Genomic DNA, 19675 nt, shown 5'->3' on the forward strand with positions numbered 1-19675 from the left:
CACTTGGGTGCATCGCGGAATAACTTCCAAGGTGTTGGTGCTATGGGATATGTGGAGGCCTAACCCTAAACATTAGAGGAAAAAATACCATGGCAAACGTTTCAATGCGCGATATGCTTAAGGCGGGTGTACACTTCGGTCACCAAGCTCGTTACTGGAACCCTAAGATGAAGCCGTTCATCTTCGGTGCTCGCAACAAAGTTCATATCATCAACCTTGAGCAAACTGTACCTATGTTTAACGACGCGTTGACTTACCTGTCAAACGTAGCGTCTAACAAAGGCAAAATCCTTTTCGTTGGTACTAAGCGCGCTGCAAGCGAAGCAGTAAAAGAAGCGGCAGTTAAATGTGACCAGTTCTACGTAAATCACCGTTGGTTAGGTGGTATGTTGACTAACTGGAAAACTGTTCGCCAGTCAATCAAGCGTCTTAAAGATCTTGAGACTCAAAGCCAAGACGGCACGTTTGAGAAGCTAACTAAGAAAGAAGCGTTAATGCTTACTCGTGAAATGGCTAAGCTTGAAAAAGGCCTTGGCGGTATCAAAAATATGGGCGGTCTTCCTGACGCGCTTTTCATTATTGATGCAGACCACGAACACATCGCGATTAAAGAAGCAAACAACCTGGGCATCCCAGTAGTATCTATCGTTGATACTAACTCTAACCCAGACGGTGTTGACTACGTTGTTCCTGGTAACGACGATGCAATCCGTGCGATCCAGCTTTACACTAACGCAGTTGCTGATGCAGTTGTTGAAGGTCGTGAAAGCAACATCGCAGTGCAAGCTGAAAAAGACGATTTCGTTGCCGCTGAGTAATTGCAACTCGCTTGTCATCAAGTCTTCATCCTAGTGCGATGAAGACTTGATATTCTTATTTCAAAGTGACCTTGGTCACTTGCTCTAACACATTGATTTGAGGAAATTCCCATGGCTGTAACTGCTGCCCTAGTAAAAGAATTACGCGAGCGCACTGGCGCTGGCATGATGGATTGTAAAAAAGCATTGACTGAAACCAACGGTGACATCGATGCAGCAATCGAAAACATGCGTAAAAACGGTCAAGCGAAAGCTGCTAAAAAAGCAGGTAACATCGCTGCCGAAGGTACTATCATCATCAAAGAAGCTGATGGTGTTGCTGCGCTTGTTGAAGTTAACTGTCAAACAGACTTCGTTGCTAAAGACGACAGCTTCCTAGGTTTCGCTAACACAGTAGCGGACGCTGCAATTGCTGAAAAACTAAGCATTGAAGAGCTTCAAGCTAAGTTCGAAGAAGACCGCGTAGCGCTAGTTGCTAAAATCGGTGAAAACATGAACATCCGTCGTGTTGAGTACATCGAAGGTGCAAACCTGGCTTCTTACCGTCACGGCGAGCGCATCGGTGTTGTTGTTGCCGGTGATGCAGACGCAGAAACGCTTAAGCACGTTGCTATGCACGTTGCCGCTTCTAAGCCTGACTACGTTAACCCTGAAGACGTACCAGCAGACGTAGTTGAAAAAGAAAAAGCAGTACAAGTTGAGATCGCGATGAACGAAGGCAAGCCTGCTGAAATCGCTGAAAAAATGGTTACTGGCCGTATGAAGAAATTCACCGGTGAGATCTCACTAACTGGTCAAGCTTTCATCATGGAACCAAAGCAAACTGTTGGTGAAATGCTTAAAGAGCGTGGCGGTTCTGTTGCAACCTTCAAGCGCCTAGAAGTGGGTGAAGGTATCGAGAAGAAAGAAGAAGACTTCGCTGCAGAAGTTGCGGCTCAAGTAGCTGCTGCAAAAGGCGAGTAATCGCTTAGGTTGGAATTTAACCATGTTGTGTTGGCATTATAAGCAACTTGTTCAAGGCTTCGCGGGTAGCGGGTTTATCCCTCTATTTACGGGGTTGAAGCGATGATTTGCTTTTGCGTCAGACAGCAAAATTAATTAGAATAACCGCGCTCTTATGTACTCACATAGGCGCGGTTATTTTTTATCTCAATTCGTTATTGGCCAGGAAAATATGAATATTAATCGCAAACCTATTTTTAGACGTGTTCTTCTCAAGCTCAGTGGTGAAGCACTGATGGGAGATGAAGGCTTTGGTATAGACCCGAAAGTCTTAGATCGTATGGCTCAAGAAATTAAAGAGCTGGTAGAACTCGACGTAGAAGTGGGTTTGGTGATCGGTGGTGGTAACTTTTTACGCGGTGGCTCGTTAGCAGAGGCGGGTATGAACCGTGTTGTTGGTGACCACATGGGGATGCTGGCCACAGTGATGAATGGCTTAGCGATGCGTGATGCACTTCACCGTGCATTTGTAAATGCTCGCCTCATGTCGGCGATTCCTTTAAACGGTGTATGTGACGCCTATAACTGGGCAGAAGCTATCAGCCTGTTGAAGTCTGGCCGTGTCGTTATCTTCTCGGCGGGCACAGGTAATCCTTTCTTTACCACAGACTCAGCAGCCTGTTTACGTGGCATTGAAATTGAAGCAGATACCGTGATTAAAGCCACTAAAGTGGACGGGGTATTCAGTGATGACCCAGTGAAAAACCCAGATGCCACGCTTTATCGCCATCTTGCCTATAATGAAATTATTGAAAAAGAGTTGAAGGTGATGGACTTAGCGGCATTTACTTTGGCCCGCGACCACAAAATGCCTATCAGCGTCTTTAATATGAATAAACCTGGCGCGCTTAAGCGCGTGATCATGGGTGAAGAAGAGGGAACTTTAATTTCCTCAGAAGCCTCAAGCGAGACAAAATAAGTAGGATACTAGCGTGATAAACGATATTAAAAAAAGTGCGCAAGAGCGCATGCAAAAAAGTGTCGCTGCTCTAGGCAGCCAACTATCTAAAATCCGTACCGGTCGTGCTCACCCAGCATTACTTGACGGCATTACTGTCTCTTATTACGGCGCCGATACTCCGCTTAACCAAGTGGCTAACGTAACAGTTGAAGATTCACGTACATTGGCTATCAGCGTATTTGACAAATCGTTAGCGCAGGCAGTAGAAAAAGCGATCATGACCTCTGATTTGGGCCTTAACCCAGCTGCAGCTGGCACGGTTATTCGGGTACCACTTCCTCCACTTACGGAAGAGCGTCGTAAAGACCTTATCAAGGTCGTGCGTGGTGAAGTAGAGAGCGGCCGCGTAGCTGTGCGTAATATCCGTCGTGACGCGAACAGTGAAATTAAAGCCTTGCTAAAAGACAAAGATATTTCTGAAGATGAAGCGCACCAAAGCGAAGATGAAATTCAGAAGCTAACAGATAAGTACATCAAAGAAATGGACGCGCAACTAAGCGCTAAAGAAGAAGAATTGATGGAAATCTAACGCCCAATTTATGGGCATATTGCTCATAAATTGCCATTAGGCTTGTAACGCCGTCTAGGGTATACTAGGCGGCGTTTTTTTGTGGATAATGTGAGTTTTATGGCTTTAGACGCACAGCAAATAGCACAACAATCGCTACCTAAACATGTCGCGATTATCATGGATGGCAATGGCCGCTGGGCACAGGCGCAAGGGCGTCCTCGTGTGTACGGACATAAGAAGGGTGTTGATGCGGTTAAAGATGCAGTGAAATTTTGCTCTAAGCTAGGTATCGAGTCGTTGACTCTGTTTGCCTTTAGCAGCGAGAACTGGCGTCGTCCTGAGGAAGAGGTCAGCACGCTCATGGAGCTATTCATGATGGTACTGGGCCGCGAAGTTAAAAAACTCCATAAAAATAACGTTAAATTATCCATAATTGGCGACATGAGTCGCTTTTCTAACAAGTTACAAGAAAAAATAGCTGCAGCTGAGTCACTAACTGCTGAAAACACCGGGTTACGCTTAAATATCGCCGCCAATTATGGGGGCCGATGGGATATAGGGTACGCCGCACAACAGTTAGCGAAGCAAGTACAAGCAGGCGAATTATCAGCGGATGACATTGACGAGCATTCGTTGGCAAAGCATATTAGTCTTAATGAACAAAGTGAGCTGGATTTATTGATCCGCACTGGTGGTGATTTACGCATCAGCAATTTTTTACTTTGGCAGGCGGCCTATGCTGAGCTTTATTTTACGCCGACGTTGTGGCCAGACTTTAACGAGTCGGCTTTTGCTGACGCGATCGCTTGCTACGTATCGCGAGAGCGCCGGTTTGGATGTACTGGTGAACAAATAAAACAACTACTCTGTACAGCTCAGCCCTAAGTTGAAGGTATAACATTTGCTAAAACAACGAATTTTAACGTCTTTGGTGTTAGCGCCACTGGCCTTGGTGCTGGTATTTTTAACACCGTTAGACTGGTTTAGTTATTGTGCAGGCGCAATCGTCTTATTAGGCGCCTATGAATGGTCTGCACTAATGGGGATTTGTAAGCGTGTACAGCGCCTAGGCTATGTTGCCTTGGTCGGCGTATTGGTGGCATTGATGCAGTGGCATTGGCCAGTCGATAGTTTATGGCAGCAAGGCCAATTGCTGGCAGATGCCAATTATGTGTTCACCTTATCCTTCGCCTGGTGGTTAGTGGCCACCATCTTGGTCATTCGTTATCCTAGATTCAGCGATGCTTGGTCACAAGGTCTGGTAATGCGCGGTGTGGCCGGGCTGTTGACTTTGGCTCCATTGTGGCTGGCATTAAACGTATTGCGCAGTGCCAATTACACCGACTCCAGCCAATTTGGCTCATTTCTTATTCTTGCCGTGCTCGGCATCGTATGGAGCGCGGACATCGGCGCCTATTTTTGCGGTAAAAACTTTGGTAAACACAAGCTGATGCCTAAAGTGAGCCCAAACAAAACAATTGAAGGCTTCGTCGGTGGTCTCGCAAGTGCTGCTCTTTTTGTCGTGGGATTTTGCTATTTCAATGGCATCGACCCCAGCTTATGGCTTATCTACGGCGCTATGGCGGTGATTGTGGCGGCGTTTTCAGCCATTGGCGACTTACTTGAGAGTATGTTTAAACGCGAAGCAGGTATGAAAGACAGCGGTAAATGCCTCCCTGGCCATGGCGGCATTCTTGACCGTATAGACAGCCTAACGGCAGCCGCGCCTATTTTTGTGGTGTTCTACGCATGGACCATGACACTATGAGCAAAAAGTGGGTCACTGTATTAGGCTCCACCGGCTCAATTGGGCAAAGTACACTGGATGTTGTCAGCCGTAACAGCGAGCGTTATGGCGTCTTCGCCCTTGTCGCTGGCAGCAATGTGACGCAAATGGTTGCGGATTGCCAGCGCGTTAATCCAAAGTTTGCTTGCCTCAGTGACGATGTCGCCAATCAGGCGCTCGCAGCAGAGCTCAATCGCTTGAAGCTGCCCACTAAGGTGATTGATTACCGAACAGACCTCGCTATGGCCTGCCAAGACAGCGAGGTCGATATGGTGATGTCTGCTATTGTCGGAGCTGCTGGGCTATTACCAACACTGTATGCTGTGGAAGCTGGCAAAATTGTGTTGTTAGCGAATAAAGAGTCCTTGGTGATGTCGGGGCAGCTGTTTATCGACAAAGTAAAAGCGCATGGGGCGACGCTATTGCCGATTGATAGCGAGCACAATGCTATTTTCCAAAGCATGCCCTCTGGGATTCAAGGGCACAGCGATCAATGCTTGCACCACCATGGGGTGAGCAAAATTTTATTAACCGGCTCGGGTGGCCCTTTTCGTGAACGGCCATTATCGACCTTTGACGATATTACTGTTGCCGAAGCCGTTGCCCACCCAAATTGGTCTATGGGGCAAAAGATTTCTGTAGATTCCGCCACCATGATGAATAAAGGGCTTGAATTTATTGAGGCAAAATGGCTCTTCAACGCAGAGGTCGACGATATTGAGGTGGTTATCCACCCGCAAAGTATGATTCACTCCATGGTGCAGTATGTCGATGGCTCAGTGCTTGCGCAAATGGGACAACCCGATATGCGTACACCTATCGCTCATGCCATGGCTTATCCCGAGCGCATTGATGCCGGCGTAGCACCGCTAAACTTTAGCCAAATGAAAGACTTTAGCTTTCACGCTCCTGACTTTACCCGCTACCCCAACTTAAAACTGGCGATGGATGCATGTCGTGTGGGGCAAAATGCCACTACCACCATTAATGCTGCCAATGAAGAGGCCGTGGCGGCGTTTTTACGCGGTCAGATCCGTTTTCCTGATATCTACAGTATTAATGCTGACACTTTATCAGCGCTGACGCTTACGTATGATGCCAGTCTCGAGGGCGTGTTGGCTTGTGATGCGGATGCACGAACAACGGCGCAGCAATTAATTACAAAGAGGGCGGTTGATGTTTGAATTTGTGTGGCACCTAGGCTCGTTTATTCTCGCTCTGGGCATTTTGGTTACCGTTCATGAATATGGCCACTTTTGGGTGGCGCGCAAAGCGGGCGTTAAAGTGCTCCGCTTTTCTATTGGCTTTGGCAAGCCACTGGTACGCTGGCATGATAAATATGGCACCGAATATGTGCTGGCAATGATCCCCCTGGGCGGTTACGTGAAAATGCTCGATGAACGAGTGGATGACGTACCGCAAGAACAAAAGCATTTATCCTTCAACAGCAAATCAGTGTATTGGCGTATTGCTATTGTCAGTGCCGGCCCACTGGCCAACTTCCTATTTGCAATCTTTGCGTTGTCGTTGATGTATGTCATCGGCGTGCAGTCAGTCAAGCCCATCGTCGGTGATGTGACAGAGCAAAGCCGTGCTGAAGCGGCGGGTCTGCAGGCGGGCGAACAATTGCTGACTATTGATGGCAAACAAACTCAAGATTGGCAAGAAGTCACATTAGCATTGATGCAGCACCTAGGGGATGACGAGGTGAATGTCAAAGTGCAAGCTGAGTCTGGTTCTCAGGCAGTGCGCACCTTAAATTTACAAGGCTGGACGCTGCAGCAGCGCGATGAGTCGCCACTGACGTCGATAGGTATTAAGCCGTACCGACCCGATGCAACGCTGACGCTTGCGATGGTTGCTCCGGACTCGCCAGCACACAGTGCAGGACTCAAAGAGGGCGATGTGTTGGTCAGTGTTGAGGGTGAGCTTATCAAAAGTTGGCAGGCCCTGGTCAATCGTATTGAGCGCTCAGCAGGGCAAGCATTGAACTTTTATGTTATGCGCGGTGCCCAAGGCCTTGATGTGACCATTACCCCAGCTAATAAGCCTACTGAAGATGGCTTCTCTCGAGGTTACTTGGGAGTGGTGCCGGTAGTTGAGCCTTGGCCAGAAGAGGCCATTTCAACACGCAGCTACAACGTGATTGATGCAGCTGGCCTGGGCGTGGCAAAAACATGGCAAATGATTAGCCTGAGCTTTGAGATGATAGCTAATTTAGTCACCGGGCAAGTGTCAATCAAAAATATCAGTGGCCCGGTGGGCATTGCAGTCGGGGCTGGAACTAGCGTAAGCTACGGCTTCGTTGCCTTTTTGAGCTTTTTAGCGTTAATCAGCGTCAGCCTAGGGGTGTTTAATTTGCTCCCCTTGCCGGTGTTAGACGGCGGGCATTTAATGTATTACGTAATTGAACTAATTCGTAAAAAGCCAGTCTCTGAAAAGACACAAGAAATTGGCTTTCGCATCGGTGCCATGTTGTTGTTAGCGCTTACCGCGTTTGCATTACTGAACGACATAGCAAGATTGTAAACAGGTACACCATCCGCTTAACGCGTCAACTGCGTGTTTTTTGAGCGTGATGTATAAAGAAACAGCTGTGTAAGCCAAACAGCAATGATAAGATGGCAGCCAATGATGCAGCCAACGGCCTACTCACCCAGCCAGCCGTGCGCAAAACGGGAATGAGGGTGAGCTGGGTGAAGACACTGTAGTAAAGGACAAAGATAATAAAATGGCTATAAAAAAACATTTGGCAGTTACGAGTTTATTAGGGGCAAGCTTTGCAGCCCTAGGCCAAGAATCCTTTATCGTAGAAGATTTAAAAGTAGAAGGGTTGCAGCGTGTTGCACTCGGTGCAGCGCTGACACACATTCCAATTAACGTTGGCGATCAGGTAGACACCTACACTGTGTCAAAAACCATCAAGTCGCTTTACAAGTCTGGTCACTTCGATGATATCGAAGCGTATCGTGATGGTGAACGCATCGTGTTCAAAGTGACCGAGCGACCCACGATCAGCTCTATCGAATTCGATGGCAACAAAGATATTAAAGACGAGCAGCTTAGTGAGAGCTTGAATCAACAAAATATCCGCCAAGGCGAGCCACTCGACAGAACCGTGCTTGATAGTGTTGAGAAGGGGCTAATCGACTTCTTCCACAGTATTGGTAAGTACAACGCCAAAATCGACCTTGAAATCACTCGCCTACCACGTAACCGGGTTCGCTTAAAGTTAAACTTCGATGAAGGTGATGCCGCTTCAATTCGCCAGATTAACATCGTCGGTAACGAGTTATTCCCTGATGAAGAACTACTGAACCTCGCAGAGTCTAAGCAAGATTTGCCTTGGTACATGTTCATGTCGTCGGATCGCTACCAAAAGCAAACCATTGAAGGGGACTTGGAGAAAATCCGCAGTTATTACCTCGACCGTGGTTACCTGCGCTTTAATATTGACTCAACCCAAGTATCAGTGAGCCCCGAGCGTGAATCAGTCTATGTCACTGCGAACGTCACCGAGGGTGAGCAGTACATGGTCAAAGGCTTTGATTTCATCGGCGACTTGTTAGGCCGTGAAGAGTTAATTAAAAGCGTTATCCCGCTCAAAACAGGTGAGTTGTATAATGGCTCGGTGGTGACGTCTTCAGAAGAATTCATTAAGAGCTTTTTAGCCCGTTTTGGATATGCCAATGCTGAAGTGCGTACCATCCCTGAAATCGACGATGAAAATAAAGAGGTGCAATTAACCTTGTCAGTTGACCCTGGCAAACGTGTTTATGTGCGCCGTATCGATATTTCTGGTAACCAAAACACCGCTGACGAAGTATTGCGCCGGGAAATGACGCAGCTTGAAGGTGCGTGGTTATCAAACCAAAACCTAGAGCGCTCAAAGCTTCAAATTCAGCGTCTTCCTTACATGGAAAGTGTTGAATTTGATGTTACCCCGGTGCCCGGTATTGATGATGAAGTCGATGTTGATTTCACCGTAAAAGAGCAGTCAGCAGGTAGCTTCACCGCCGGTCTGGCTTATGGTTCTTATTACGGTCTGCAATTTAACATTGGTGTCAGTGAGTCAAATTTCCTAGGGTCAGGTAACCAGGTGTCGTTTAATATCAACACCTCGCGCGGCTCCGAAAGTGTGAGCTTGTCCTACACCGACCCATATTTCACACCAGATGGGGTATCTCAGGGTTCAAGCATTTTCTATCGTAACTACGATGCCAGTGAGTTCAGCTTGATTGACTATAAGTCAAAGAGTTATGGCCTTGGTACCAACATTGGTTTCCCAATTAATGCCAATAACCGAGTTAATTTCGGTATTCGTTGGATTGAAGAAGAGCTCTCAGACTTAGCCGAATACGAGCAAACTCGAGTGTTGCGTGAGACCTTCTTAGATCCTGAAAATCCGGATGCGGGTTTTGAGTTCACTAAATTTGAGCTCTCAACCGGTTGGTCACGGGTGACCGTGAACCGAGGGTTATTCCCAACAGCGGGTTCACGTCAGTCGCTTAACTTAACGGCAACCACGCCGAACTCTGACCTTAACTACTACAAAGTGAACTATAACTCGCGTTTTTACTGGCCTATCAGTAATGACCATCGCTGGGTATTCTCAACCCGTGCGGCGTTAGGCTATGGTAATGGTTATGGCTCTACCAACGGCTTTGACCAAGTATTACCAGTGCAAGAATTCTTCCGAATCACGGAACAAGAGCTTCGTGGATTCGATAGAAACACCATCTTACCGCGCGCAGTGGTAAGAGCACCTCAGAACATTCCTGGCACCACCTTGCCAGATGGCACGCCAGCTGGCAGTATCGGTGGGGCAGAAGAGTTCGACACCTTGCGCCTTGCTGGGCGTATTGGTGGTAACGCCAAGGCTGTGGCTGGTATGGAAATGATTGTGCCAACGCCATTCTTGGACGAGGAAAATACCAGTTCCGTACGTACCAGCTTCTTTGTTGACGCAGCTAACGTATGGGATACTGAGTTTAACGTAGATCGTTATCAAAATTTACAACCTGATGAACGTGCTCGCTTAGATGACTATTCAGATCCGTCACGCTTTAGGGTGTCGACAGGTCTATCCATTCAGTGGATTTCACCTATGGGGCCGATGTTGATTAGTTTTGCGTATCCGTTGAAAGAACAAGAAGATGATGATACCAAGACCATTAGCTTTAACATCAGTAATACTTTCTAATTCTTAAGGAGTTTTTTGTGAAAAAATTATTTAAAAGTACGGCTATGGCGGTACTCGCTGCACTAACAATGGGTACTTCAATGAGCGCTTTGGCGCACAAAGTGGGCATTGTTGATATGCAAACAATCTATGCGCAAGTACCGCAAACCGCAGCCATTGAGAAGACCTTGCAAAGCGAATTTGCTGAGCGTCGTCAGGAACTAGAAAAGCTACAAGGCGACATCCGCTTTGAAACTGAGAAGTTCCAGCGTGAAGGTACGGTGATGAGCGATGAGCAGAAGCAAGAGCTGCGTGCGAAGATCCAAGGTATGCAAAAGCAACTAATGGAGAAAGGTCGCCCGCTTGAGCAAGAGATCAAGCGTCGCCAAAACCAAGAGCTAGGCAAATTGCAGCAAACTATCGTAGCAGCGATTCAAGAAGTAGCCAAAGAAGGCGATTTTGACGAAGTTAAAGTGAAAGATGGCACTATCTACTTCAACCCAAGTGAAGTGACCGACCTATCTGAAGACGTTATCGACGCTGTTAGTAAGAAGTAATAATGACAACAACACTAGCGAACATTGCTCAGCACTTAGGTGCTGAGCTAGTTGGTGACCAGGGCCTGCAGATTGACGGTATTCAAACACTGGAAAAAGCAGGCCCTAAACATATCAGTTTCCTCGCCAATAAAAAGTACCGTAGTGCGCTGAACACCACCCAAGCTGGTGCGGTGATCCTCAGTGCGGATGATGCCGAGCATTATGATGGCAACAAGGTTATCTGTGCCGATCCTTATGTCGCCTATGCCAAGTTAGCACAGCTATTAGACACTACGCCGGCAGCAGCACAGGGGGTGCACCCCAGTGCGGTGATAAGCAGTGAAGCAACAGTCAGTGAGAGCGCCAACATTGGCCCTTTCGTGGTTGTTGAAGCCGGTGCTCACATTGGCGAACATGCTCAAATAGGCAGTCATTGCTTTATAGGTGCTAATGCGCGTATTGGCGCAGGTACTAAGTTATGGAATAACGTCACTGTTTACCACGAAGTGAATATAGGTGCGCAGTGCTTGATTCAAGCAAATACCGTGGTGGGTGCCGATGGTTTTGGCTATGCCAACGAACAAGGGCAATGGGTTAAGATCCCGCAGCTTGGATCTGTTATAATCGGCGACCGTGTTGAGATTGGTGCCAGCACCACCATCGACCGAGGTGCCATTGACGACACCCTTATCCACGACAATGTGATTATCGACAACCAATGCCAGATAGCACATAACGTTGAGATTTGTGAAGGGACCGCTATCGCTGGTTGTACCGTGGTTGCAGGCAGTACTAAAATTGGCCGTTATTGCCAAATTGGTGGCCTAAGCGCCATTACCGGTCACGTGGAAATTTGCGACAAAGTGGTGCTAACCGGTATGAATATGGTTACCAGTGGCATTAATGAGCCTGGTATTTATTCATCTGGTGTTCCGCATAGCAAAAACAAAGAGTGGCGCCGCACCATCGCGCACTTACGAAATATTGGTGACATGCACAAGCGTATCAAGTCCATTGAAGCGCAGCTGAAGTCGCAAGAGTAAATTAGTTTTAAGGAAAATAAGTTGGCTAATCAGTTAAATAGCTTTGATATTCAAGAAATATTAAGCCTGCTACCCCATCGTTACCCTATGCTGCTCGTTGATCGTGTTATTGATTACACGCCCGGTGAGCGTTTGCATGCGATTAAGAATGTGACCGTGAATGAACCGATTTTTACCGGCCACTTTCCCGATCAGCCCATATTCCCCGGGGTGATGATTCTCGAGGCCCTAGCCCAAGCAACTGGTTTACTCGGCTTTAAAACCACGGAAAATCGCGGTGACAATGAGCTATACTTGTTTGCAGCTATTGATAATGCACGCTTTAAGCACCCAGTAGGGCCTGGCGATACCATGCATTTGCATGTTGAGTTTTTAAAAGAGCGTCGCAATTTATGGAAGTTTTATGGCGAAGCACGCGTCGACGATAAAGTCGTGTGCAGCGCCGAATTGATGTGTGCTAGAAGAGAGTTTTAATCGTGATTCATCCGACCGCAATTATCGAACCGGGCGCAAAGCTTGCCGACGATGTGCAAGTAGGTCCATACAGCTACATCGGCAATGATGTAGAAATCGGTGCAGGGACAATTATTGAGTCGCATGTGGTAGTTAAAGGGCCATCTACTTTAGGCCAAAACAACCACATCTATCAATTCGCATCGGTTGGCGAGGCCTGCCAAGATAAAAAGTACAAGGATGAACCAACGCAGCTGATTATTGGTGACAACAATGTGATCCGCGAATGTGCCACCATCCACCGTGGTACCATTCAGGACCAGGGGATTACCAAAATCGGTAGCAACAACTTATTTATGGCTTATACCCATGTTGCTCACGATGCCGTGATTGGTGATAACGTTATTTTTGCCAACAATGCCAGTGTGGCGGGGCATGTGCATATCGGCAATTGGGTTATTTTGGCTGGCAACTCGGGTGTACATCAGTTTTGCAAAGTAGGCGATCATGCCTTTATCGGTATGTACTCTGGGGTGAACCAAGATGTGCCGCCGTATGTTACCACCATTGGCACGCCGGCACGCCCTGTGGCAATTAATACTGAAGGACTCAAGCGTCGTGGTTTTGAGGCTGATGAGATTATGGCCCTTCGCCGTGCGTACAAAACCTTGTTCCGTAAAGGTTTAAAAGCCGATGAAGCCGTGGCCCAATTAACTGAAGATGCGCAGCAATTTCCAGCCATTCAGCCAATGATTGACCTCGTTCAACAGTCTGAACGCGGTATCATTCGCTAGACTCGATATTTTGAGTGAATAATAAAAAGCGCCTTGAGGGCGCTTTTTTTGTGGCTTAGTTAATCACACTGGTTAGGCGGACATAATCACGGTGCTTTTGCAGTTGCTGATGTGTGCCCGTGGCCCTAACACGGCCCTGCTCGAGCCAAACCACCTGGTCCATACGGTTCAACAGCGTGCTTTCATGGGTCACGGTGATCACAGTACGAGTGTTAAACAGTGCCATTAAGGCGTCAATAACCAGCTCTTGGTTGCGGTTATCCAGTCCGCGTGTGGGCTCGTCGAGTAACAGCACGCGTGGGTCGCGTAATAATTGCTGGGCAATGTGCAAACGTCGTGCTTCGCCTCCAGATAGAGTCCGCCCGCCAGTGCCCACGAGTGTATCGAGCTGATGCTCGGTTGTCGCGACAAAATCCTTCAGCTGCGCTTGAGCAAGCGCCTGCCAAAGTTGCTGCTCGTTGGCATCGTCTTTTGCCAACAGCAAATTGTTCTTAATACTACTACTGAACACATGGCATTGTTGCGACAACATACCCAAGTGCTGGTAAAGCCAATGCGTGTTAAGACTCGATAGCGGGCGAGAAAAACACTCTAGGCTGCCGGAGCTCGGCTGCAGCTGGGCACTGAGTAATGCCAGTAGGGTGGACTTGCCAGCACCGCTGGCACCAACAATAGCCACTTTTTCGCCTTGCTTAATGGTGAAGCTGATATCCGTTATGCCGTTACTGCTATCGGGGTAGGTGTAATTCAGTGCGTCCAGGGAGTACACCTCTTGGCTAGTGAGCTCGCCTATTTCCTTAGCTTGACTGTGCTTGGGCTGCGCCACCAATTGGCGCAGGCGCTCGCTGCTTGCCAATGTCAGTTCGAGTTTAAGCATAGCATCAGGGAGTGTTAGCACAATTTCAAATCCCCCGAGTACCAGTAACATCAACATCGCCAGATTGACGTTAACCATAGCGCCACTGGTGACCATGGGGATCATGACGATAAGCACGAAAATAATGGTCAGTTGACTAACAAATAATGACAACCCCTGATGACGCGCATACCAATTTTGTGAGCGTTGTTGCTCGTTAGCTAAAGCGTGTTGGGCACGATCGATGTGCTCCCAGTAGCGCTCACAGGCGCCAGCCAGTTGTAGCTCTTTTAACCCCCGGGTCGCTTCCACCAAGCGCTCATTAAGTTGTGTGTGAGCCGCTTGGGTGTGAGTGCCAATGCTCTTTAAGTTGCGGCTTAACCACCAGGGTAACAGTACGCCGCACAGCAGCAGTGCACTGACGCTAACCACCATCAACATTATGCTATACAGGCTTAATACCCAAGCGAACAAAGGCAGCGCAACAAGGGCAAGTAAAATCGGTAAAAGCACACCAATGTAAAACTCATCAAGGCGCTCAACATCGTCTTGCAATTGCGATAGCTGTTGGCCAATACTGGTGAATTGTTGCAAGGGCACTTTGGTGAGTGCTGCAAACACGCTCACTCGCAAGGTTTTGAGCACCAAAAACGTGGTGTTGTGATTGACCAAGCGTTGACCGTAACCACTGGCGGTGCGCACCACCGCCAAAAAACGAATAATGCCCGCTGGGGTAAAATAGTTCATGGTGATCCCTTGCAGCCCGGCACTGGCCATGGCTGCAAGAAACCAACCGGAGATCGCCAGCAAAGTAACATTCGCTATTAAGGCGCACAGCGCCAGTGCCAAGCCAATGACTGTCCACTTTAGGTGGGGGCGTAATAACGATAACAAAAACTGCCAATTAGCCATGATCGACCGCCGCTCCTTGGAGTAAGTGGTTGAGTGCTGAGTGGGGTTGCTGTATCAACTGTGAGTAATTACCTTGCGCAGCGATACGGCCATGCTCCATGACCACCACCTGTTGTGCATCGCTGATGGTATGCAAACGATGGGCAATAACGATAATTAAGCAGCGTTTGCTGAGCTGCTCTAAACACCGCTGCACATGCGCCTCACTGTGCTTATCAAGGGCCGCTGTGGGCTCATCTAAAAACAGCACTTCGGGTTTGCCTAACAGTGCACGGGCCAAAGCTAGGCGCTGTATTTGCCCTCCGGATAACCCTTTACCGAGCTCGCCTATGGGCGTGTCGTAGCCTTGCGCGAGGGTCATAATGTAATCATCCAGGGCTACGTCTTTACAGACCGCGCGAATGGCACCCAGTGGTGCCTCTGGTTGCGCCAAGGCGACATTTTCGGCGATGCTGCCACTAAAGAGTGTCGGCGATTGGGCAACCCAAGCGATGCGCTGTTGATATTGCTGGATGTCTAAAGTGCTTAAGGCGTGGTCGTTTATTTTAATGGCTCCGGCGACACTGGGTTTTAGGCCCATCAAGCAATCCAGTAATGTGGACTTGCCGCTGCCGCTTGCGCCGACAATGGCATGCATGCCGGGGCCGCAGAACTTAAGCGATAGCTGTTGTAAGGTGTCGTGCTGGGCGTCGTCAAAGCGCCAGCACAGATTCTCGGTGCTCACTGTATGAATAGGGGTATGGTTCGCTAATTGCTCACCTTTAATAGTGTCGGTGTCTGCTTTTTGTAGCAGCGACAGCATTGAGCTGGCACTGGCTAAGCCTTTGAGCTTGGCATGGTAGTGCTGACCTAACTGGCGCAGCGGCAGATAAAACTCCGGCGCCAACAACAGCACCACAAAACCCGTGGCAAAATCTAACGAGCCAAAGTAAAGGCGAAAGCCAATAATCACAGCTACTAAGGCGATACTGATGGTCGCCAAAAACTCCAGTGCTAAGGTGGATATAAAGGCAATACGCAGTACCGAGAGGGTGGTGATGCGAAATTTATCGGCCATCAGCGCGACATTTTCAATTTGCTGGCGCTCGTTATTGAATAGCTTCAGCTGCACTAAGCCTTGTAGGCGGTCCATAAAATAATGACCAAGACGCTGGAGCTGCTGCCAGTTTTGCTCATTGAGCGCCTCGGCCTTATAACCGATTAAAATCATGAAAAAAGGAATGAGTGGCGCCGTAACAAGAAAGATTAACCCAGATTGCCAGTCGATAGGAAAGACTACGGCGATAATAGCGAGAGGGATAAAGCCCGCGTAAGCGACAGCAGGAATGTATTTGGCGAAGTAATCGTGCAGTGATTCCACGCCTTGGTTAAGGATATTGACCAACTGCGCTGGGCTGTGTTCAAGCTGACCTTGGCGCTGTTTTGCGACCATGGCTTGCCAAAGTGCATGGCGCATTTGCTGTTTTAGAGCAATGGCGCAGCGCTCACTGACATAGCGACTAACGCCACTGCACAGCGCTCGCAGTACCACTATGCCAGCCAGTATGGCTAACTGGGTGTGCTGTTGCGCTAAGTGCTCATCTGCAAACATCACTGCATGGCAAATGTGTGCTAATAAATAACAGCTCACTATCATCAGTAAGGCATTGACGATACCTAAGGAAATGCTTATCAGCATCGCGCCATTTTGTGAACGTGAAAAGCTTTTTAAAAAAACGCGCAGCTGGTTTTGCTGCGCGCGGTTGGGGCGGGGGGTCATGTATTAATCATGCTCCTTGTGATCGTCGGCCACACAATCATTGTGCTGGCCCATTTCATACCACATGACGTTGATCACGCCGAAGGCAACAGCGAATAAGACCCCTAAAATCCACGTAAAATACCACATAGTGCCTCCTTAATAGCTGCCATGGGTGTTGTTTTCAATCTCTTCACTACTTACTCGGCGCCACATCTTTACATAACACCAAGTGGTGTAAGACAGTACTATGGGGAGCAGTATAGCGACCACAATAAACATGATATTCAAAGTCATGTGGCTGGAAACGGCGTCCCAAATGGTTAAGCTCATATTGGCGTCATGGCTGGAAGGCATAATGAACGGGAACAGGGATGCGCCAAAGGTCATAATAATGCCTAACAACATGATGCTCGAACAGATGAAGCCAAAACCAGGTCTACTCTTAAGTGAGCACAACAAGGCCAACAGACCTCCGGCAAACGCCAAGATTGGGAACGCCAAGGTCCAACTACGTTCGCTGTAATTATTCAACCATAGACCGGTCGCAGTGGTCACTGTTTTTGCTAGTGGGTCGGCATGGGCATTGGTATCGGCCATAGTGACAATCTGCATGCCGTCGATTTGCGTCAGCCACGCCCCGGCCAAGGCAAAGCCAGCGAGGGCGACAACCAGCGCGATGCGACCGAAACGGGCGCTACGTGAAGCGACGGGCTCAGCGGTGCGCATTTGTAACCATACGCCACCGTGGCCAACCAGCATGGCTACACTGATCACACCGCATAGCAGTGCAAAAGGATTCAACAGCCCAAAGAAGGAGCCGTGATAGCTCACACGCATGAGATTATCGATATGAATAGGTACCCCTTGCAACAAGTTACCAAAGGCCACCCCGAAAATCAGTGCTGGAATGAAACTGCCGCAGAAAAGCGCCCAATCCCAGCGGTTCCGCCATGTGGGGTTATCCAGTTTCGAACGATAGTCAAAGGCCAAGGGGCGGAAAAACAGCGCAAACAACACCAGCATCATGGCAAAGTAGAAGCCTGAAAAGGCAGCGGCATACACCATTGGCCAAGCGGCAAAGAGTGCACCGCCTGCGGTGATAAGCCAGACTTGGTTACCGTCCCAGTGTGCACCTACGGTGTTGATCACTACTCGGCGCTCGACATCCTGTTTGGCAACGAAAGGTAACAAGGTGGCAGCGCCCATATCCATGCCGTCAGTAATGGCAAAGCCAATGAGCAATGCGCCAATAAGCACCCACCAGATAAGTTTTAGCGTTTCATAATCAAATATCATGATTTGCTCTCCTGTAGTTGCTGTTGACGCTCGAAGTAATACTTCCCTGTATGCAGTGAGCTTGGCCCCTGCTTAATAAAGTGCAACATTAACCAGATTTCGATAATGGCCAATATGGTGTAAAAGGTAATAAAGCCAATTAAGGAGATAAGCACATCATTAAAGGTCAGACTCGAGGTGGCCATAAAGGTCGGTAATACCTCGGAAATAGCCCAAGGCTGGCGGCCATACTCAGCCACAAACCACCCTGTTTCAATGGCAATCCAGGGCAGTGGTATCGCAAATAACGCCGCTTTGAGTAGCCAACGTTTTTGCTCGATTTGGCGTTTAGCATTGTAATAAAACGCGGCGGCAAAGATCAGCAGCATCACCATGCCACAGGCAACCATAATACGAAATGCCCAAAACAGGGGCCCAACTTGCGGGATAGAGTCTTGCACCGCTTTTTGGATTTGCGCTTCATCGGCGTTATACACGTCATCCAAATAACGCTTTAATAGTAAGCCGTAGCCTAAGTCGTCTTTGTACTGATTGAATTGACGAATATTTTCTGGTGTTTCCTCGCCATTACGCAGCTTCTCCAAGTAGCGGTAAGCCACCATACCACTGCGGATACGTTGTTCATGGTTTTGTTGCAACTCTTTAATGCCGGTGACTTCCTCATCCAGCGAGCGGGTAGCAATAATGCCCATAACATAGGGGATTTTCACCGCCGCATGGGTTTGCTGTGTTTCCGAGTCTGGAAAACCAAATAACGTGAAAGCGGCTGGGGCAGGCTCGGTTTCCCACTCCGCTTCAATCGCCGCGAGTTTCACTTTTTGCACCTCGCCGACCTCGTAGCCGGACTCATCACCGAGCAGAATCACGCACAATACCGAGGCTAAGCCAAAACTACAGGCAACCGAAAACGAGCGTTTAGCAAAAGCAACATCACGGCCGCGAAGAATATAAAAGGCACTGATCCCAAGCACAAACATAGAGGCGGCAACATAGCCGGCAGAGACAGTATGAATAAACTTAACCTGTGCCACCGGGTTAAACACCAATTCGGCAAAGCTTTGCATTTCCATACGCATGGTCAGGTAGTTAAACTCTGAACCCACAGGGTTTTGCATCCAGCCATTGGCGACTAAAATCCATAGTGCAGAGAGGTTGGTGCCCACCGCCATAAAGAAGGTCACCCCCAAGTGCTGCACTTTACTGAGCCGATCCCAGCCTAGAAAGAACATGCCGACCAAGGTGGACTCTAAGAAAAATGCCATTAGCCCTTCAATGGCAAGGGGCGCACCGAAGATATCACCAACGTAATGAGAATAATAAGACCAGTTGGTACCAAACTCGAACTCCATAGTCAGTCCGGTGGCCACCCCTAAGGCGAAGTTAATACCAAATAACTTCCCCCAGAATTTCGTCATATCACGGTAAATTTCGCGCCCTGTCATTACATAGACAGACTCCATTATCACCAAAATCCATGTCATCCCTAACGTGAGCGGCACGAACAAAAAGTGATAGAAGGCAGTGATTGCAAATTGTAGACGGGAGATGTCTACAAAGGATTCATCTATCATGGAACACCCCTTAATGTAAGCTTGTTTAAAGTTTCAGTAATTACTGAAACTTTCGTTAGTATCCAGACTACTGCTTACGAAGTCAACACAATATTAGCAACATCTAATTTAAAAGAAAGGCACACTGGAAAAATATCAACCAGCTCATCAAGCTAGGCCGTAGAAGGATTGTGCATTTAATAGCAACGAGGTTTTAAGCGCATCGCAAAC

The 19675-nt window shown here is 48.2% G+C and carries 18 protein-coding genes; 13 read left to right on the forward strand and 5 right to left on the reverse strand.

The annotated features are described in order from the left end of the window. Positions 1-89: 89 nt before the first annotated feature. The 13 genes from rpsB (at position 90) to lpxA (ending at position 13089) form a co-directional block, all read left to right on the forward strand. Positions 90-818 carry a 30S ribosomal protein S2 gene (gene rpsB, locus MHM89_RS00610; RefSeq protein ID WP_022946753.1) on the forward strand — a complete coding sequence of 243 codons (729 nt, stop codon included), beginning with the start codon at positions 90-92 and terminating at the stop codon, positions 816-818. Between the two features lie 111 nt (positions 819-929). Continuing rightward, a complete protein-coding gene (gene tsf, locus MHM89_RS00615) occupies positions 930-1781 on the forward strand; it encodes a translation elongation factor Ts (protein WP_022946754.1) in 852 nt (283 codons plus the stop codon). A 211-nt stretch (positions 1782-1992) separates the two neighbouring features. Then, the gene (gene pyrH / locus MHM89_RS00620) at positions 1993-2739 is read left to right on the forward strand and encodes a UMP kinase (RefSeq protein WP_026111378.1); all 747 of its coding nucleotides are present in this window, start codon (positions 1993-1995) and stop codon (positions 2737-2739) included. Between the two features lie 13 nt (positions 2740-2752). Next, the gene (frr, locus tag MHM89_RS00625) at positions 2753-3310 is read left to right on the forward strand and encodes a ribosome recycling factor (RefSeq protein ID WP_022946756.1); all 558 of its coding nucleotides are present in this window, start codon (positions 2753-2755) and stop codon (positions 3308-3310) included. Between the two features lie 81 nt (positions 3311-3391). Next, on the forward strand, positions 3392-4177 hold the full coding sequence (uppS, locus tag MHM89_RS00630; protein WP_022946757.1) for a polyprenyl diphosphate synthase: 786 nt from the start codon (positions 3392-3394) through the stop codon (positions 4175-4177). Between the two features lie 16 nt (positions 4178-4193). Beyond that, positions 4194-5060 carry a phosphatidate cytidylyltransferase gene (locus MHM89_RS00635; RefSeq protein WP_022946758.1) on the forward strand — a complete coding sequence of 289 codons (867 nt, stop codon included), beginning with the start codon at positions 4194-4196 and terminating at the stop codon, positions 5058-5060. Then, positions 5057-6262 (forward strand): 1-deoxy-D-xylulose-5-phosphate reductoisomerase, encoded by a 1206-nt coding sequence (gene ispC, locus MHM89_RS00640; protein ID WP_239407827.1) that lies wholly within the window; start codon positions 5057-5059, stop codon positions 6260-6262. The genes MHM89_RS00635 and ispC overlap by 4 nt, the downstream gene beginning before the upstream one ends. Next, positions 6255-7607, forward strand: a complete 1353-nt coding sequence (rseP, locus tag MHM89_RS00645; protein WP_022946760.1) for a sigma E protease regulator RseP — start codon at positions 6255-6257, stop codon at positions 7605-7607. Before ispC ends, rseP begins: the two co-directional genes overlap by 8 nt. 202 nt (positions 7608-7809) lie before the next feature. After that, complete coding sequence (gene bamA, locus MHM89_RS00650) at positions 7810-10281, forward strand: outer membrane protein assembly factor BamA (protein ID WP_022946762.1); 2472 nt, start codon at positions 7810-7812, stop codon at positions 10279-10281. 17 nt (positions 10282-10298) lie between these two features. After that, positions 10299-10817: an OmpH family outer membrane protein gene (locus MHM89_RS00655; RefSeq protein ID WP_022946763.1), complete on the forward strand. Its 519-nt coding sequence runs from the start codon at positions 10299-10301 to the stop codon at positions 10815-10817. Then, entirely contained in the window at positions 10817-11842 is a 1026-nt protein-coding gene (lpxD, locus tag MHM89_RS00660; protein WP_172972741.1) for a UDP-3-O-(3-hydroxymyristoyl)glucosamine N-acyltransferase, read from the forward strand. The genes MHM89_RS00655 and lpxD overlap by 1 nt, the downstream gene beginning before the upstream one ends. Before the next feature lie 21 nt (positions 11843-11863). Continuing rightward, positions 11864-12316, forward strand: coding sequence for a 3-hydroxyacyl-ACP dehydratase FabZ (gene fabZ, locus MHM89_RS00665; RefSeq protein WP_022946765.1), 453 nt, complete (start codon positions 11864-11866; stop codon positions 12314-12316). Between the two features lie 2 nt (positions 12317-12318). Continuing rightward, complete coding sequence (lpxA, locus tag MHM89_RS00670) at positions 12319-13089, forward strand: acyl-ACP--UDP-N-acetylglucosamine O-acyltransferase (protein WP_239407828.1); 771 nt, start codon at positions 12319-12321, stop codon at positions 13087-13089. A gap of 55 nt (positions 13090-13144) precedes the next feature. Here the strand turns inward: lpxA and cydC are convergent, their stop codons facing one another. Genes cydC through MHM89_RS00695 form a run of 5 tightly spaced genes read right to left on the reverse strand, consistent with a single transcriptional unit; the run spans position 13145 to position 19465 of the window. Beyond that, positions 13145-14857 (reverse strand): thiol reductant ABC exporter subunit CydC, encoded by a 1713-nt coding sequence (cydC, locus tag MHM89_RS00675; RefSeq protein ID WP_239407829.1) that lies wholly within the window; start codon positions 14855-14857, stop codon positions 13145-13147. Beyond that, a complete protein-coding gene (cydD, locus tag MHM89_RS00680; protein WP_239407830.1) occupies positions 14850-16616 on the reverse strand; it encodes a thiol reductant ABC exporter subunit CydD in 1767 nt (588 codons plus the stop codon). The genes cydC and cydD overlap by 8 nt, the downstream gene beginning before the upstream one ends. Positions 16617-16619: 3 nt before the next feature. Then, the gene (cydX, locus tag MHM89_RS00685; RefSeq protein ID WP_022946769.1) at positions 16620-16745 is read right to left on the reverse strand and encodes a cytochrome bd-I oxidase subunit CydX; all 126 of its coding nucleotides are present in this window, start codon (positions 16743-16745) and stop codon (positions 16620-16622) included. A gap of 9 nt (positions 16746-16754) precedes the next feature. After that, entirely contained in the window at positions 16755-17894 is a 1140-nt protein-coding gene (gene cydB / locus MHM89_RS00690) for a cytochrome d ubiquinol oxidase subunit II (protein WP_053910954.1), read from the reverse strand. Further along, a complete protein-coding gene (locus MHM89_RS00695; RefSeq protein WP_022946771.1) occupies positions 17891-19465 on the reverse strand; it encodes a cytochrome ubiquinol oxidase subunit I in 1575 nt (524 codons plus the stop codon). The genes cydB and MHM89_RS00695 overlap by 4 nt, the downstream gene beginning before the upstream one ends. Positions 19466-19675: the final 210 nt, after the last annotated feature.

The sequence above is a fragment of the Pseudoalteromonas sp. CNC9-20 genome (assembly GCF_022347875.1).
GTDB lineage: Bacteria > Pseudomonadota > Gammaproteobacteria > Enterobacterales > Alteromonadaceae > Pseudoalteromonas > Pseudoalteromonas ruthenica.